This window comes from Streptomyces sp. NPDC058401 (assembly GCF_042722885.1).
Classification (GTDB): Bacteria; Actinomycetota; Actinomycetes; order Streptomycetales; family Streptomycetaceae; genus Streptomyces.
On sequence record NZ_JBHXKA010000165.1, the window covers coordinates 1 to 15,118 of the forward strand.

General features: G+C 72.3%; 15 protein-coding genes. 2 read left to right on the forward strand and 13 right to left on the reverse strand.

Annotated elements, in window-relative coordinates; translation table 11 throughout:
• Window positions 1-49: 49 nt before the first annotated feature.
• On the reverse strand, window positions 50-2,575 hold the full coding sequence (locus ACFWNV_RS35515; protein ID WP_383955081.1) for an ATP-dependent Clp protease ATP-binding subunit: 2,526 nt from the start codon (window positions 2,573-2,575) through the stop codon (window positions 50-52).
• 487 nt (window positions 2,576-3,062) lie between these two features.
• On the opposite strand from ACFWNV_RS35515, the gene ACFWNV_RS35520 reads away from it, so the two are divergent.
• A complete protein-coding gene (locus ACFWNV_RS35520) occupies window positions 3,063-3,701 on the forward strand; it encodes an SCO3374 family protein (protein ID WP_383955083.1) in 639 nt (212 codons plus the stop codon).
• Here ACFWNV_RS35520 and ACFWNV_RS35525 read toward each other — a convergent pair.
• From ACFWNV_RS35525 to ACFWNV_RS35575, 11 genes are all read right to left on the reverse strand, one after another.
• The gene (locus tag ACFWNV_RS35525; RefSeq protein ID WP_250752815.1) at window positions 3,683-4,021 is read right to left on the reverse strand and encodes an Lsr2 family protein; all 339 of its coding nucleotides are present in this window, start codon (window positions 4,019-4,021) and stop codon (window positions 3,683-3,685) included. The genes ACFWNV_RS35520 and ACFWNV_RS35525 overlap by 19 nt on opposite strands.
• Before the next feature lie 166 nt (window positions 4,022-4,187).
• A complete protein-coding gene (locus ACFWNV_RS35530; RefSeq protein WP_383955085.1) occupies window positions 4,188-4,718 on the reverse strand; it encodes an amino-acid N-acetyltransferase in 531 nt (176 codons plus the stop codon).
• A 9-nt stretch (window positions 4,719-4,727) separates the two neighbouring features.
• Window positions 4,728-5,273 (reverse strand): BlaI/MecI/CopY family transcriptional regulator, encoded by a 546-nt coding sequence (locus ACFWNV_RS35535; RefSeq protein WP_383955087.1) that lies wholly within the window; start codon window positions 5,271-5,273, stop codon window positions 4,728-4,730.
• A gap of 170 nt (window positions 5,274-5,443) precedes the next feature.
• On the reverse strand, window positions 5,444-5,617 hold the full coding sequence (locus tag ACFWNV_RS35540; protein WP_250752807.1) for a hypothetical protein: 174 nt from the start codon (window positions 5,615-5,617) through the stop codon (window positions 5,444-5,446).
• 13 nt (window positions 5,618-5,630) lie between these two features.
• Complete coding sequence (locus ACFWNV_RS35545; RefSeq protein WP_383955089.1) at window positions 5,631-6,272, reverse strand: hypothetical protein; 642 nt, start codon at window positions 6,270-6,272, stop codon at window positions 5,631-5,633.
• A 105-nt stretch (window positions 6,273-6,377) separates the two neighbouring features.
• Window positions 6,378-6,563 carry a DUF397 domain-containing protein gene (locus ACFWNV_RS35550; protein WP_383955091.1) on the reverse strand — a complete coding sequence of 62 codons (186 nt, stop codon included), beginning with the start codon at window positions 6,561-6,563 and terminating at the stop codon, window positions 6,378-6,380.
• 209 nt (window positions 6,564-6,772) lie between these two features.
• The gene (locus ACFWNV_RS35555) at window positions 6,773-7,582 is read right to left on the reverse strand and encodes a type III pantothenate kinase (RefSeq protein WP_383955093.1); all 810 of its coding nucleotides are present in this window, start codon (window positions 7,580-7,582) and stop codon (window positions 6,773-6,775) included.
• A 3-nt stretch (window positions 7,583-7,585) separates the two neighbouring features.
• Window positions 7,586-8,533 (reverse strand): carboxylating nicotinate-nucleotide diphosphorylase, encoded by a 948-nt coding sequence (nadC, locus tag ACFWNV_RS35560; protein WP_383955102.1) that lies wholly within the window; start codon window positions 8,531-8,533, stop codon window positions 7,586-7,588.
• Between the two features lie 53 nt (window positions 8,534-8,586).
• Complete coding sequence (locus tag ACFWNV_RS35565) at window positions 8,587-10,398, reverse strand: L-aspartate oxidase (RefSeq protein ID WP_383955094.1); 1,812 nt, start codon at window positions 10,396-10,398, stop codon at window positions 8,587-8,589.
• Window positions 10,395-11,426, reverse strand: a complete 1,032-nt coding sequence (gene panC / locus ACFWNV_RS35570; RefSeq protein WP_383955096.1) for a pantoate--beta-alanine ligase — start codon at window positions 11,424-11,426, stop codon at window positions 10,395-10,397. The genes ACFWNV_RS35565 and panC overlap by 4 nt, the downstream gene beginning before the upstream one ends.
• Entirely contained in the window at window positions 11,423-12,394 is a 972-nt protein-coding gene (locus ACFWNV_RS35575) for a Rossmann-like and DUF2520 domain-containing protein (RefSeq protein ID WP_383955098.1), read from the reverse strand. Before ACFWNV_RS35575 ends, panC begins: the two co-directional genes overlap by 4 nt.
• Before the next feature lie 985 nt (window positions 12,395-13,379).
• Between ACFWNV_RS35575 and ACFWNV_RS35580 the strand changes: the two genes are divergently transcribed.
• On the forward strand, window positions 13,380-14,474 hold the full coding sequence (locus ACFWNV_RS35580) for a threonine aldolase family protein (protein WP_383955104.1): 1,095 nt from the start codon (window positions 13,380-13,382) through the stop codon (window positions 14,472-14,474).
• Window positions 14,475-14,491: 17 nt separating this feature from the next.
• Here the strand turns inward: ACFWNV_RS35580 and ACFWNV_RS35585 are convergent, their stop codons facing one another.
• Window positions 14,492-14,701: a hypothetical protein gene (locus tag ACFWNV_RS35585; RefSeq protein WP_383955100.1), complete on the reverse strand. Its 210-nt coding sequence runs from the start codon at window positions 14,699-14,701 to the stop codon at window positions 14,492-14,494.
• Between the last annotated feature and the right edge of the window lie 417 nt (window positions 14,702-15,118).

Below are 15,118 nucleotides of genomic sequence, written 5' to 3' on the forward strand. Positions count from 1 at the left end.
GAGTTCGGTTCCGGGGCCGCCCCTTCGTACCGCTGAGAGCGGCTAGCGCTTACGCACCCTTGGTGAGGTCCGGGCCGGAGCCCGACGCCTCGATGGGGGGAAGGTCCGAGATCGGAGTCTTCTCCTCACCGCGGAAGGTGAACTTGGCTTCCTCGCCCTCACCCTCCTTGCCGACGACCACGATGTGACCGGGGCGCAGCTCGCCGAAGAGGATCTTCTCCGACAGGATGTCCTCGATCTCGCGCTGGATCGTGCGGCGCAGCGGGCGGGCACCCATGATCGGGTCGTAGCCGCGCTTGGCCAGCAGTGCCTTCGCTTCCGTGCTGAGCTCGATGCCCATGTCACGGTCCTTCAGGCGGTCATCGACCTTGGCGATCATCAGGTCGACGATCTGGACGATGTCTTCCTCGGTGAGCTGGTGGAAGACGACCGTGTCGTCGACACGGTTGAGGAACTCGGGCCGGAAGTGCTGCTTGAGCTCTTCGTTGACCTTCGCCTTCATCCGGTCGTATCCGGTCTTGGTGTCTCCCTGGGCCGCGAAGCCGAGGTTGAAGCCCTTCGAGATGTCCCGCGTACCCAGGTTGGTCGTCATGATGATGACCGTGTTCTTGAAGTCCACGACCCGGCCCTGGGAGTCGGTCAGACGACCGTCTTCCAGGATCTGGAGAAGGGAATTGAAGATATCCGGGTGGGCCTTCTCGACCTCGTCGAAGAGGACGACGGAGAACGGCTTCCGGCGGACCTTCTCGGTCAGCTGGCCGCCCTCTTCGTAGCCCACGTAGCCGGGGGGCGAACCGAAGAGACGGGAAACCGTGTGCTTCTCGCTGAACTCCGACATGTCGAGGGAGATCAGCGCGTCCTCGTCGCCGAAGAGGAATTCGGCGAGCGTCTTGGAGAGCTCCGTCTTACCGACACCGGACGGGCCGGCGAAGATGAACGAGCCACCGGGACGCTTCGGGTCCTTCAGACCCGCACGAGTACGGCGGATCGCCTGGGAGAGCGCCTTGATGGCGTCCTTCTGGCCGATGACGCGACGGTGGAGCTCGTCCTCCATGCGCAGGAGTCGCGAGGACTCCTCCTCGGTCAGCTTGAACACCGGAATGCCGGTCGCGGTCGCCAGGACTTCGGCGATGAGCTCGCCGTCGACCTCGGCGACGACGTCCATGTCGCCGGCCTTCCATTCCTTCTCGCGCTTGGCCTTCGCCGCCAGCAGCTGCTTCTCCGAATCGCGGAGGGAAGCCGCCTTCTCGAAGTCCTGGGAGTCGATGGCCGACTCCTTGTCGCGACGCACGTTCGCGATCTTCTCGTCGAACTCGCGGAGGTCCGGCGGCGCGGTCATCCGGCGGATGCGCATCCTGGAGCCGGCCTCGTCGATCAGGTCGATCGCCTTGTCCGGGAGGAAGCGGTCCGAGATGTACCGGTCGGCCAGGGTGGCCGCCTGCACGAGGGCCTCGTCCGTGATGGAGACGCGGTGGTGGGCCTCGTAGCGGTCGCGCAGGCCCTTGAGGATCTCGATGGTGTGCTGGAGGGAAGGCTCCGCCACCTGGATCGGCTGGAAGCGGCGCTCGAGAGCGGCGTCCTTCTCAAGGTGCTTGCGGTACTCGTCGAGCGTCGTGGCACCGATGGTCTGGAGCTCACCACGGGCCAGCATGGGCTTCAGGATGCTGGCGGCGTCGATCGCGCCCTCGGCGGCACCCGCACCCACGAGGGTGTGGAGCTCGTCGATGAACAGGATGATGTCGCCGCGGGTGCGGATCTCCTTGAGCACCTTCTTGAGGCGCTCTTCGAAGTCACCGCGGTAGCGGGAACCGGCGACCAGGGCACCCAGGTCAAGCGTGTAGAGGTGCTTGTCCTTGAGGGTCTCGGGGACCTCGCCCTTGACGATCGCCTGGGCCAGGCCCTCGACGACGGCGGTCTTGCCGACGCCGGGCTCGCCGATGAGGACCGGGTTGTTCTTGGTCCGGCGGGACAGCACCTGCATGACCCGCTCGATCTCCTTCTCGCGCCCGATGACCGGGTCGAGCTTGGATTCGCGAGCTGCCTGCGTGAGGTTGCGGCCGAACTGGTCCAGGACGAGCGAGGTCGAGGGCGTGCCCTCGGCCGGGCCGCCGGCCGTTGCCGACTCCTTGCCTCCGCCGGAGTAGCCGGAGAGCAGCTGGATGACCTGCTGCCGGACTCGGTTGAGATCGGCGCCCAGCTTCACCAGGACCTGGGCGGCGACGCCCTCGCCCTCGCGAATGAGGCCGAGCAGGATGTGCTCGGTGCCGATGTAGTTGTGGCCGAGCTGGAGGGCCTCTCGGAGCGAAAGCTCCAGGACCTTCTTCGCCCGCGGGGTGAAGGGGATGTGGCCGGAAGGGGCCTGCTGCCCCTGTCCGATGATCTCCTCAACCTGCTGGCGAACAGCCTCGAGCGAAATCCCGAGGCTCTCCAAGGCCTTAGCGGCGACACCCTCACCCTCGTGGATCAAGCCCAGGAGGATGTGCTCGGTGCCGATGTAGTTGTGGTTGAGCATCCGGGCTTCTTCCTGAGCCAGGACGACAACCCGCCGCGCGCGGTCGGTGAACCTCTCGAACATCGTTTATCGCTCCTCAGAGCGGTCGGGCAGTTCGGGGTCGGTCCCCGCCCTGTCCTTCCGCATGCTAGTCCCGCGGGGCGGGACAGCTCATTCCAACTGCCGACATCCGTCCGCGGCTCACCCTCACGTCCGTGGGAAAACCCGGCTGTAAGTGCCGACAACTGCTCCAACCCGATGGTGCGAGACGATGTTCCCGCAGGCCAGGCAGATACCCGTCACACGTGTACGCCGATGGCGAACGGAAGCCGGTCTCGGACCCTGCAAAACAGCGTGTCGCCCCGATCCACTAGGAATGTCTTACCCGTAAGAGCGGACAGTTCACGCTGGTGGACGACTGTTCCCTCCGCTACGGGCGAACACGGTTCCGTCCCGAATGTGAGACTCCGGCTCACCGGACGTTTACGTTCCGCATTGATGCGCGTGCGCTGCGTCACATCGGGCGCCCGCTCCCGCGTAACTCCGAAGCGTTTCCGCAGTTGCTCCGGACATGGCCCTCACCGCGCCGCCCGCCACCGTCCCGCTCCCCCGCGCTCCGATCGGGGAGCCCCCGGCCGACTGGTACCCACGCGTGCTCGGCTGGCCCGTGGCCGGCGGTCCGCCCGCCCAGCTGGTGACCGGGGTGCGGTTCGACGTCCTGGAGCTGCCGGCCGATGCCGGTGCGGCCGTGCTGCGGGGCCCCTGTCGTGACGCCACGGGTCCCGTGGCCCTGATGGGGCGCAGGATGCGGTTCCTGGTGGCCCCGGGGAGCGCCGACGAGCTGGAAGGGCTGCTCGACTGGCTGGAGTGGGGCGGGGTGGCCCTGGATCTCGCCGCCCTGGGTACGGGTGGCCGGATCACCGCTCCGGCGCCGCCGGGACACCTGGTGGGGCCCGGGGAAAGCCCTCGGGGGGCCGCCGTGTGGCTGCGGCCCCCCGAGCAGGGGTGTGAGGCACTGCTGCCCGCCCTGCCCGCTGCGGGGCAGGGCTCCGGGCCAGGTCGTGGCGCGGGCGCCACCGGGCCCGGTCTCGTACGCCTGGTCGCGGCGGCGGCGACGGAATGCCACCGGGCGCGGTTGCGGCGGCGTACGGCCTCTGCGCATCGCATCGGCACCGGGGTTCCGACCGGAGGTCAGCCCCGGTTCTCGTAAGCCTCGCGGATCTCCTGCGGCACGCGGCCGCGATCGTTGACGCTCATGCCCTGGGCCTTGGCCCAGGCGCGGATCTCCGCCGTGTCCGGGTTGCCGGACGTCGCGGCGGCGCGGCCGCCCTTGGTACGACCCGCCGCGGCACGGCCACCGGTGCGGCGACCGCCCTTGGTGAAGGGGTCGAGCAGCCCGCGGAGCTTTTCAGCGTTGGCGGTGGTGAGGTCGATCTCGTAGGTCTTGCCATCCAGAGCGAACGTCACCGTCTCGTCCGCCTCGCCGCCGTCGAGGTCGTCGACAAGAAGGACCTGAACCTTCTGTGCCACCGGGATTTCCTTTCATCGAAAAGCAGTACGCGGAAAGGAAACCGCTTTTGCCTGGAAAACACAAACCCCCCGTCACGGGTTCGGGTCCGCAACGGGTCGGGAAACATGCGCGATTCGGACATAGGCCCCGGCGCGGAGGGTCCTGTGAAATCCCCGCAGTGATCGATCAGAGGTGCAGAAGCATCCGGCTGTTGCCCAAGGTGTTCGGCTTCACTCGTTCGAGACCGAGGAACTCGGCGACACCCTCGTCATAGGAACGCAGCAGCTCCATGTACACATCGGTGTCCACCGGGGTCTCGCCGATCTCGGTGAAGCCGTGCTTCGCGAAGAAGTCCACTTCGAAGGTCAGGCAGAAAACCCGGCTGACGCCTACCCTCCGGGCGGTCTCCAGCAACTTGTCGAGCACCAGATGTCCGACTCCCACGCCCTTCAAGTCGCGGTCGACGGCAAGAGTGCGGACTTCGGCCAGGTCTTCCCACATCACGTGGAGCGCACCGCAGCCGACCACCTGGGCATCGGAGTCGCGTTCCGCGACCCAGAACTCCTGGATGTCCTCATAAAGGACGACCGGCGCTTTGTCCAGCAGGATCCGCTGCTGTACGTACTGGTCGAGCAGGCGGCGCAGTGCGGGAACGTCACCGGTGCGCGCTCGGCGGATCGTCACTGTTTTTGCATGTGCAGCGGAAAACTCAGCCATGCCCGGACGTTATCGCCCCGGACCGGTGCCCGGTGCCGCGGAGTCGCCTTCGGTGCTTGCGGGCGGGGCCGGGGAGTCTGCGGACTCCGGCGGTCCTGCGGGTTCCGGCGCGACTTCGGCTTCCGGCGCGACTTCGGGTGCCGGTACGACTTCGGGTGCCGGTACGACTTCGGGTTCCGGCGCGACTTCGGGTGCCGGTACGACTTCGGGTTCCGGCGCGACTTCGGGTTCTGCCGGCTGCACGATGCGTACGGCGTCCCTGAGTGCCTCGCGCTGTTCCGCCGACATCATGCCGAAGAAGGCCACGAGGGCGGCCGCCGGGTTGTCGCTCGTGGACCAGGCTTCGTTCATCAGTGCGGCCGAGTAAGCGGCCCGGGTGGAGACGGCCGTATATCGATAGGCGCGGCCTTCCGCCTCGCGGCGGACCCAGCCCTTCTGATGAAGATTGTCCATAACGGTCATGACCGTGGTGTACGCGATGGACCGTTCCTGCTGCAGGTCTTCCAGGACTTCGCGAACGGTGACCGGGCGGTTCCACTGCCACACCCGCGTCATGACTGCGTCTTCGAGTTCTCCCAAGGGGCGAGGCACAGCAGCACGATAGTGCGGGTTGTGGTGAATTGCGCGGCTATCCGGGCGGCAAGGCGCAACAAAATCCAGCGGTCCCCCAACGAAGTGAAGGGCGCACGGCCGGGAAGCCGTACGCCCGTCCCCGTGGAGGGGGCCTACTTCTGGGGCTGGGACTGCTGAGCGGCCTCGGCGCGGGCGAGCACGGCGTCGACGGCCGCGTCCTCCTTGGCCTTGTTGGCGCCGCCCTGGCTCTTCACGATCGTCACGACGAGCGCGATGAAGAACACGGCCATCACGAAGGGGGGCACGAGCGCGGAAACGTAGTCCATGCCCCCAGCCTAGCTACCCGACCGCGCGCCCGGCCTCCGGGGGCGGGGTGGGCTTGCGGCGGGGCGGGAAGACCTCGCCCGGGGTCGGGATGGGGCGGGCCGGGCGGTCGTCGGGGCGCGGCTCGGTCTTCGGGCGCGCCGGGTCGCCCTCCTTGTCGGAGCCGCCCTTGCCGGCGGCGCCGCGGGTCTCGGAGCCCCGCGCGTCGGTGCCGCCCGCGAGGGTCAGCAGCCGGGTGCGCGGCGCGGGCGCCGTGGACAGCCTGCGGCGTACGGAGCGCTCCGCGATGGTCTGGGCCCGCTCCAGCAGCGCGCCGGCCACCGGGTTGGCGCGCAGCGCGCGGAGGGCGGCGAGGTCGTCCGGCACCGGTTCGTAGCCGGCCGCCAGGGCGTCCTGGAGCAGCTCCAGGTAGCCGGAGAGGCTGCCGGGCAGGGCGGCTCTGTACCGCGCCAGGTCGGCGAGGAGGAAGGCTCTGAGCCTCCCCGCCTCCTGGACCGCGTCGTCCACCGACGCCGCGAGGCGCAGGCAGTCCTGGACCTCGACGGCCGTCAGGGGGGCCGTCGAGGACTGAAGGGCGTGAGCGAGCGAACGCCTGAGCACGTGAAGCTCATCGGCGCCGAACGCCATGCCGCCGCGGGATCCGTAGGGCGTGGGCATGGGCCGAAGATACGCGCTAATCGGACAAAATCCCTTGAGTGGACACGTTCAGGGCGCGTGTCCCCGCGGGAAGGGCCCGGGAAGAGCAGCGCAGGGGGAGAAGCGTCAGTCCGCTTGCTTGACCACGCGGAGGAAATCGGCCCAGGCGGCCTGGGTGGTGGCGAGGACCAGGTGGGCCGGGTCGGCGCGGTCGGCCACGCGGACCAGGGTTCCGGGGGCGGCACTGACGTACACGCAGTTGTCCCCCTCACCGCAGAACGAGGACTTCTGCCAGGCGGGCCGAGCGTTCATGGCGTCTCCTCCGGTCACTGGCGCTGTGGCGCCGGGGACGGGCTCCCGGTACATCTCGTGGGGCACGTTATCCCCGCGACGGCCGTGGTCCGGCCATTTCCGGGGAAATTGTCATGGCGGGCGTCAGGACGCGGTAAGGACGGGACGCGAAACGGCCCCCGGCCTCCTGGGGAGGGGGCCGGGGGCCGTCGGGCTCGTGCTCCGGCCGGTCAGCCGAAGGAGGGCGCGTTGCGCTCGTAGACCAGCCGCAGGCCGATCAGGGTGAGCCAGGGCTCGTGGTCGTCGATGGCCTCGGCCTCGCCGAGGACGATCGGGGCCAGGCCGCCGGTGGCGATGACGCGGACGTCGTCGGGGACGCCGTTCGGGCCGGCCAGCTCCTTGGCCATGCGGCCCACGATCCCGTCGACCTGGCCCGCGAACCCGTAGACCACGCCCGACTGCATCGCCTCGACCGTGGACTTGCCGATGACGTTGCGCGGGCGGGCCAGCTCGATCTTGCGGAGCTGGGCGCCGCGTACGCCGAGGGCCTCCATGGAGATCTCGATGCCCGGGGAGATCACCCCGCCGACGTACTCGCCCTTGGCGGAGACGGCGTCGAAGGTGGTCGCGGTACCGAAGTCGACGACGATCGCGGGGCCGCCGTAGAGCTCGGCGGCGGCGACCGCGTTGACGATGCGGTCGGCGCCGACCTCCTTCGGGTTGTCCATCAGGATCGGTACGCCCGTCTTGGTGCCGGGCTCCACGATCACCGCGGGGACGTCCCCGTAGTAGCGGCGGGTCACCTCGCGGAGCTCGTGCAGCACCGCCGGCACCGTCGAGCAGATCGCGATGCCGTGGATGCCGTCGCCCAGTTCGTTGCCGAGCATCGGGTGCATGCCCATCAGGCCCTGCATCAGCACGGCCATCTCGTCGGCCGTGCGGCGCGGGTCGGTCGAGACGCGCCAGTGCTCGACGATCTCGTCACCGTCGAACAGGCCAAGGACCGTATGGGAGTTGCCCACGTCGATGGTGAGGAGCATCGGTTACACCGCCTCGCGCAGATCGAGGCCGATGTCCAGGATCGGGGAGGAGTGGGTCAGCGCGCCGACCGCGAGGAAGTCGACGCCGGTCTCGGCGTAGGCGCGGGCGGTGTCCAGGGTGAGGCGGCCCGAGGACTCCAGGGTGGCGCGGCCGGCGACCAGGGCGACGGCCTCCGCGGTCTGCGCCACGGTGAAGTTGTCGAGCAGGATCAGGTCCGCACCGGCCTCCAGGACCTCGCCGACCTGCTCCAGGGTGTCGACCTCGACCTCGATCGGGACCTCCGGGAAGGCCTCCCGCACGGCGGTGAAGGCCTGGACGACCCCGCCGGCCGCGACCACGTGGTTGTCCTTGACCAGCGCCGCGTCCGACAGCGACATGCGGTGGTTGACCCCGCCGCCGCAGCGCACCGCGTACTTCTCCAGGGAGCGCAGGCCCGGGGTGGTCTTGCGGGTGTCGCGGACCTTGGCGCCGGTGCCCTCCAGGACCTCGGCCCAGCGGCGGGTGGCCGTCGCGACGCCCGACAGGCGGCACACGATGTTCAGGGCGCTGCGCTCGGCGGTCAGCAGGTCCCGGGTGCGCGAGCGCACCGACAGGAGGACGTCACCGGCCTTGACGCTGTCGCCGTCCTCCGCGTGCCGCTCGACCTCGAAGGACTCGGTGCAGACCACCGAGAACACGGCCTCGGCGATGCGCAGGCCGGCCACGACGCCGTCCTCGCGGGCGACGAAGTCGGCGATCGCCTCGGCCTCTTCGGGGACGGTGGCGACGGTGGTGACGTCGACCCCGCCGTCGAGGTCCTCGGAGAGCGCCATGTGCGCGATGTCCTCGACCTCGATGGGGTCCAGGCCGGCTTCCTCCAGCAGTTCGGCGAGTGCCGGGTCGAGGCCGGACTCCTCGCCTTCGCCGCAGGCGCAGTCGTCGCCGCAGCCGCCGGCTTCGCTCTGGCCCACGAGGGGGAGCTCGGCGTGCTCGTGGGTGTGGTCGTGCTCGTGCGTGCTCACGGTTACGGCTCCAGGCTTTCGTTGCTGTCGGTGGGGGCTGTGCGGGCTGTGCTGTCCGTGCTGTCTGCGCTGTCCGTGCCGTCCGCGTTCGAGGGGACCCGTACCGAGGGGAAGTCCGCCGAGTCCGTGGCGGTGACGACCAGGGCCCGCCGCTCGGTCTCCGACAGGCGGACGACCAGGTGGCGCCGCCAGCCGGCGTCGTCCCGGTCGGGGTGGTCCTCGCGCCAGTGGCAGCCGCGGGTCTCCGCGCGCCGCTGGGCGGCGGCGACCAGCACCCGGGCCACGCACAGGAGGTTGGTGGCTTCCCAGCTCTCGGTGCCGGGGACGGCGGTCTTGCCGCGGGTCTCCAGCTCCGTCAGCGCCCTCGCGTACAGGGCTTCGAGCGCGGCGGCGGCCCGGCTCAGCGACTCGGCGGAGCGGAGCACGCCCGCGCCGTCGGTCATGATGCGCTGGATCTCGTAGCGCGCCTCGGCGGGCTGGAGGGGCCCGGTGGCCGGGACGGGGATGCCGGGGCCGGTGCCCGCGGGCGGGTTCCCGATGATGTCGTCGGCGATGCGCTCGGCGAAGACCAGGCCCTCCAGCAGGGAGTTGGAGGCCAGCCGGTTCGCGCCGTGCACCCCGGTGCAGGCGACCTCGCCGCAGGCGTACAGCCCGGGAACGGTGGTGCGGCCGTGCAGGTCGGTCCGTACGCCGCCGGAGGCGTAGTGCGCGGCCGGGGCGACGGGGATCGGCTCCGTCACCGGGTCGATGCCGTGCGAGCGGCAGGCGGCGAGGATGGTCGGGAAGCGCTGCTCCCACATCTCGGCGCCGAAGTGCCGGGCGTCGAGGTACATGTGCTCGGTGCCCTGCTCCTGCATGCGGCGCATGATGCCCTTGGCGACGATGTCGCGGGGGGCGAGCTCGGCGAGCTCGTGCTGGCCGGTCATGAAGCGGACCCCGCCGGCGTCGACGAGGTACGCGCCCTCGCCGCGGACGGCCTCCGACACCAGGGGCTGCTGGCCCTCGGCGTCGGCACCGAGGAAGAGCACGGTGGGGTGGAACTGGACGAATTCGAGGTCGGAGACCTCGGCGCCGGCGCGCAGCGCGAGGGCCACCCCGTCGCCGGTGGAGACCGACGGATTGGTGGTCGCGGAGAAGACCTGGCCCATGCCGCCGGTCGCGAGGATCACGGCGGGCGCGTGGACGGCCCCGACCCCGTCGTGCTGGCCCTCGCCCATGACGTGCAGGGTGACGCCCGCGGTACGGCCCTGCGCGTCCAGGAGCAGGTCCAGGACCAGGGCGTTCTCGACGGTCTCGATGCCGGCGTCCTGCACGGCCTCGACGAGCGCGCGGGAGATCTCGGCGCCGGTGGCGTCCCCGCCGGCGTGCGCGATGCGGCGGCGGTGGTGGCCGCCCTCGCGGGTCAGCTCGATCTCGCCGGTCTCGGCGGAGGTGTCGAAGACGGCGCCGGTCGCGATGAGGCGGCGCACGGCGTCGGGTCCCTCGGTGACCAGGAGCCGGACGGCGGCCTCGTCGCACAGGCCGGCGCCCGCGACCAGGGTGTCGTCGAGGTGCTGCTCGGGGGTGTCCCCGTCGCCGAGGGCGGCGGCGATGCCGCCCTGGGCCCAGCGGGTGGAGCCGTCGTCGAGGCGGGCCTTGGTGACCACGACGGTACGTCGGCCCGCGGCCGCGCAGCGCAGCGCGGCGGTCAGTCCGGCGACTCCGGACCCGACGACCACGACATCGGCGTCCACGGACCAGCCGGGCGCCGGGGCGTGGAGCCGTATGCCGGTGCTGGTGCCCGCTGCTGCGGGGACTCTGCCTGGGGTGCTCACGGTTGTGCTCCGAACTCCAATGGGATGTTGTCGATCAGCCGGGTCGCGCCCACCTTCGCGGCGACGGCCAGCACGGCCTGACCGGTGAAGCCGTGGCCGGCCTCGGTGAAGTCCTGGGGGTCCACCAGCGCCAGGTAGTCCAGGACGAGCGGCGGCTCGTGACGGCCCGCCTCCTCCAGGACGTGCCGCGCGGCGGCCCGTACGGCCTCCGGCAGTCCGGCGCCCGCCGCGGCGACGGCGTGCGCGTCGGCGGAGGCACGGATCTCGCCGAGCCGCGCCAGGCCGGAGGCCCGCTCGTCCCCGGCCGGCGGGGCCTGGGCCTCGGCGCGGGCGCGCAGGGCGGACTGCGCGGCGAGGCGGTCGCGGCCGGCGAACAGGGCGCGGGACAGCGCGAGGGCGGTGCCGCGCTCCTTGGCGGAGAGGTAACGGTTGCGGGAGGACAGCGCCAGCCCGTCCGGCTCGCGGACGGTCGGTACGCCGACCACCTCCACCGGGAAGTTCAGGTCGGTCACCATCCGCCGGATCAAAGCCAGTTGCTGCGCATCCTTCTGGCCGAAGAAGGCCAGGTCGGGGCGGGTGAGGTGGAGCAGCTTGGCGACGACGGTCAGCATGCCGTCGAAGTGGCCGGGGCGGGTGGCGCCTTCGAGGCGGCCGCCCATCGGGCCGGCGGTGATCCGGACCTGGGGGTCGCCGCCGGGGTAGACCTCGCCGACGGCCGGGGCGAACACGGCGTCGGCGCCGGCGGCTTCGGCGATCGCCAGGTCGGCGTCGAGGGTGCGGGGGTAGCGGTCGAGGTCCTCGTTCGCCCCGAACTGGAGGGGGTTGACGAAGACGGTGACCACGACCTGGCCGGTGGCACCGACGTGCTCGCGGGCGGTACGGACCAGGGTGGCGTGGCCCTCGTGGAGGGCGCCCATGGTCATGACGACGGCGCGGCGGCCGTCGGTGGCGGCGGCGGCACCGGTGGCTTCGGTGGCCGTGGCGCGGGGCAGGCGGTGCAGGGCGTCCGCGGTGTCGAGGAGGATCACAGGTCGCCGCCGCCTTCGGTTCCCTCGGGGCCGGGGTGGCCGGGGTGGCCGGGGTGGCCCGGATTGATGTCGTTCGCGCCGTCGGCGAGCACACCGAGGAGGTCCTCGGCCAGTTCGGGCTTGAGCAGGCCGTGCGCGAGCGCGCGGTCGGCGGTCGTACGGGCCATCGCGAGGTACCCGGCCACGGTGCCCGGGGCGTGCTTGCGCAGCTCCGATACGTGCGCGGCGACGGTACCGGCGTCACCGCGGGCCACCGGGCCGGTCAGGGCGCCGTCACCGGAGCGCAGGGCGTTGTCGAGGGCCGCGCCGAGGAGCGGGCCGAGCATCCGGGCGGGGTGTTCTACGCCCGCCTTGCCCAACAGCTCCATCGACTGGGCGACCAGGGTGACCAGGTGGTTCGCACCCAGCGCGAGGGCCGCGTGGTAGAGCGGGCGGTTCACCTCGGCGATCCACTCGGGCTCCCCGCCCATCTCGATGACCAGGGCCTCGGCGGCGAGCCGCAGCTCGTCGGGGGCGGTCACCCCGAAGGAGCAGCCCGCGAGGCGCTGCACGTCGACCTCGGTGCCGGTGAACGTCATCGCGGGGTGCAGGGCCAGCGGGAGCGCGCCCGCCCGGCGCGCGGGGTCCAGCACGGAGACCCCGTACCGCCCGGAAGTGTGCACGAGGAGCTGCCCGGGACGGACCGCACCGGTCTCGGCGAGGCCCTCCACCAAGGACGGCAGGGCGTCGTCGGGGACGGTCAGCAGCACGAGGTCGGAGGCCTGGAAGACCTGGGCGGGGGACACCACCGGCACGCCGGGCAGCATCCGCTCGGCCCGGCGCCGCGAGGCGTCGGAGACCCCGGAGACGGCGACGGGGCGGTGCCCGGTCTGCTGCAGTGCGCAGGCCAGCGCCGGTCCGACCCGGCCGGCTCCGACGACACCGACGGAGAGCCGGGCGGGGCGCTCCGCCTGGGGGGCTGTGTTCACGCGGGGAGGCCTTCCGCTCCGTTCCGGTCCGCGGGGGGTACCGGACGATACGTCGCCATGCTAGCTGCTGGTGTGCGGGCCGGTCGGCGATGATCGGGGGATGAACCAGGACACGGAGCGGGCGGTGACCGCGGCCGCCGCGGGTACCGCGGGTGCGGGTGCGGGTGCCGCGGGTGCGGGTGCCGCGGGTACCGCGGGTGCGGGTGCCGCGGGTGCGGGTGCGGGTGCCGCGGGTGCGGGTGCGGGTGCCGCGGGTGCCGCGGGTGCGGGCGCGGGTGCGGGTGCCGCGGGTGCCGCGGGTGCCTCGGGTGCCGCGGGTGCCGCGGAACGGGTCACAGGGGCGGAACCGGCCCCGGGGGCGGAACGGGACGGGCGTACGGGGCCGGCCACGGGCCCGGAACGGGGCTCGGACGTCCAAGCGGAGCCGGCCGCGAGCCCGGGCGGGAACCCGGGCGTGCAGCGGATCGCGGAACCGGACGCAGCGGCGGAACGGGCTGCGGGCGCGGAGCGGATCGCGGAACCGGACTTGGCAGCCGAACGGGCCGCAGGCGCGAGCCCGGGCGCCGAGCGGTCCCCCGACGGGACCGGGGAGCAGGCGGCCGGGCGGGTGACGGGCACGCGGGCGGCCCGGGGCCCGGCATCCGGCGCGGGGCGTGACGCGGAGGGCGGCGCTGGGCGGGACGCAGATGGCGGCGCGAAGCGTGCCGCAGAAGACGGCGCGGAGCGGGACGCAGATGGCGGCGCGAAGCGTGCCGCGGAAGGCGGCGCTGGGCGGGACGCAGAAGGCGACGCGCAGCGGGACGCAGAAGGCGACGCGCAGCGGGACGCAGAAGGCGGCGCGCAGCGGGACGCAGAAGGCGGCGCGCAGCGGGACGCCGGCGAGGCCGACCAGGCCGACCAGCAGGCCGCCCAGCAGCAGGCCGCCCAGCAGCAGGCCGCCCAGCAGGAGGTCGCCGAGGAGGCTGCGGATGCGGTGGCGGCGCGGATGGTGGTTGCGGGGCGGGCGGCCCGGCGGAAGCTGTCGGACAGTCTGCGCGAGGCCACGGTCGGCGAGCTGCTGGCGGAGTTGGCCGGGCTGGCCCCGGACCCCGACGAGCCCGGCGACATCTACGGCAACGGCGTCGTGGAGCGGCTGGAGCGGCGGGTCGCGGAGCTGCTCGGCACCGAGGACGCGGCGTTCTTCCCGACCGGGACCATGGCCCAGCAGGTCGCCCTGCGCTGCTGGGCCGGCCGGACCGGGAACCCGGTGGTCGCCCTGCACCCCATGAGCCACCCGGAGCGCTGGGAGGGCGGCGCGGTATCGGTCGTCTCGGGGCTGCGCACCGTCCACCCGACGGGCGAACCGCGCCAGCCGACCGCCACCGAGCTCGCCGAAATGCCGGAGCCCTTCGGGACGCTGATGCTGGAGCTTCCGCTGCGGGACGCGGGCTTCCTGCTCCCGACCTGGGAGGAGCTGTCGGCCCTGGTGGACGCCGCCCGGGAACGGGACGCGGTGGTCCACTTCGACGGCGCCCGGCTGTGGGAGTCGACGGTCCACTTCGGCCGGCCGCTGCCGGAGATCGCCGGGCTGGCGGACTCCGTGTACGTCTCCTTCTACAAATCCCTCGGGGGCCTCAGCGGGGCCGCCCTCGCAGGATCCGCCTCGCTCGTGGCGGAGACGAAGGTCTGGCGGCACCGGTACGGGGGCCAGATCTTCCGCCAGTTCCCGGCCGCGCTCTCCGCCCTGGCCGGGCTGGAACGGGAACTGCCACAGCTCCCCTCCTACGTGGCCAAGGCGCGTTCGGTGGCGTCCGCCCTGGCCTCGGCGCTCGCCGCGGCTCCGGAGGTGCCCTGGTTCCGGGTCCACCCGGAGGTCCCGCACACCCACCAGTTCCAGGTATGGCTCCCGTACGACGCGGACCGCCTCACCGAGGCGGGCGTCCGCCTGGCGGAGGAGACGGGCACGGTCCTGTTCCGCCGCTGGTCCCCCGACGGGCCGCCCGGCCTGTCCGTGACGGAACTCGAGGTCACCCGGCCGGGGCTGGCCTGGACGCAAGCCGACGTCGCCACCGCGGTGGCGGGCTTCGTGGCCCGCCTGTAGCCCGGCCGGGCGGGCGGTCAGACGAGGCGCCGGCGGGTCAGCCGGTGGAGGGCCGCGCGCCAGGGGTGGCAGCCCGGGGCGGCGCCGTCCAGGACGGCCCGGAACTGTCCGTAGGTGCGGGCCGCACGAAGGACTACGACATCGTCGCGGCCCGGGGGCGGGGGTGTCGGGGTGCCGTGCTGTGTTGCCCGGTAAGTATCGACGAGGTACTGCTCGATCGCGGTCATGCGTCCACCCTGGGCCTGGGGGCGGGGGCTGCGCGCGCCGGTTGACCAAGGCCGTCAATCGGCCCCGGGCCCGCCCCCGCCACCTGCCTCCGCACCAGCCGTGACGGCCGCCGGGCCGCTGCGCGAGGCGAAGCCCCCGCAGCCCCCTGCCCGCTACGCGGGGCAACGCCCCCGAAGCACCTCCGGCCGCTGCCCGGGGCGAAGTCCCCGCAGCACCTCCGGCCGCTACGCGGGGCAACGTCCCCGCGGCACCTCTAGCCGCTGCGCGGGCCAAAGCTCCCAGCAGCAACCCTTGCCGCTGCGCGGGGCGAAGTCCCCGACCCGCCCTTCCACCGTTCCCCGGGCCAGCCCGGACCCGGTCCTCAAACGCCGGACGGGCTGCAAGCGGGGCACCGGGCTGCGCCCGGGCCCCTGGGG

Bases quoted from the DNA above. Each gene is read 5' to 3' on its own strand.
- ACFWNV_RS35530 (WP_383955085.1), bottom strand. From the start codon at position 4,718: ATGGCTGAGTTTTCCGCTGCACATGCAAAAACAGTGACGATCCGCCGA.
- ACFWNV_RS35545 (WP_383955089.1), bottom strand. From the start codon at position 6,272: ATGCCCACGCCCTACGGATCCCGCGGCGGCATGGCGTTCGGCGCCGAT.
- ACFWNV_RS35550 (WP_383955091.1), bottom strand. From the start codon at position 6,563: ATGAACGCTCGGCCCGCCTGGCAGAAGTCCTCGTTCTGCGGTGAGGGG.
- ACFWNV_RS35520 (WP_383955083.1), top strand. From the start codon at position 3,063: ATGGCCCTCACCGCGCCGCCCGCCACCGTCCCGCTCCCCCGCGCTCCG.
- ACFWNV_RS35555 (WP_383955093.1), bottom strand. From the start codon at position 7,582: ATGCTCCTCACCATCGACGTGGGCAACTCCCATACGGTCCTTGGCCTG.
- ACFWNV_RS35540 (WP_250752807.1), bottom strand. From the start codon at position 5,617: ATGGACTACGTTTCCGCGCTCGTGCCCCCCTTCGTGATGGCCGTGTTC.
- ACFWNV_RS35585 (WP_383955100.1), bottom strand. From the start codon at position 14,701: ATGACCGCGATCGAGCAGTACCTCGTCGATACTTACCGGGCAACACAG.
- ACFWNV_RS35515 (WP_383955081.1), bottom strand. From the start codon at position 2,575: ATGTTCGAGAGGTTCACCGACCGCGCGCGGCGGGTTGTCGTCCTGGCT.
- ACFWNV_RS35580 (WP_383955104.1), top strand. From the start codon at position 13,380: ATGGTGGTTGCGGGGCGGGCGGCCCGGCGGAAGCTGTCGGACAGTCTG.
- ACFWNV_RS35535 (WP_383955087.1), bottom strand. From the start codon at position 5,273: ATGACGCGGGTGTGGCAGTGGAACCGCCCGGTCACCGTTCGCGAAGTC.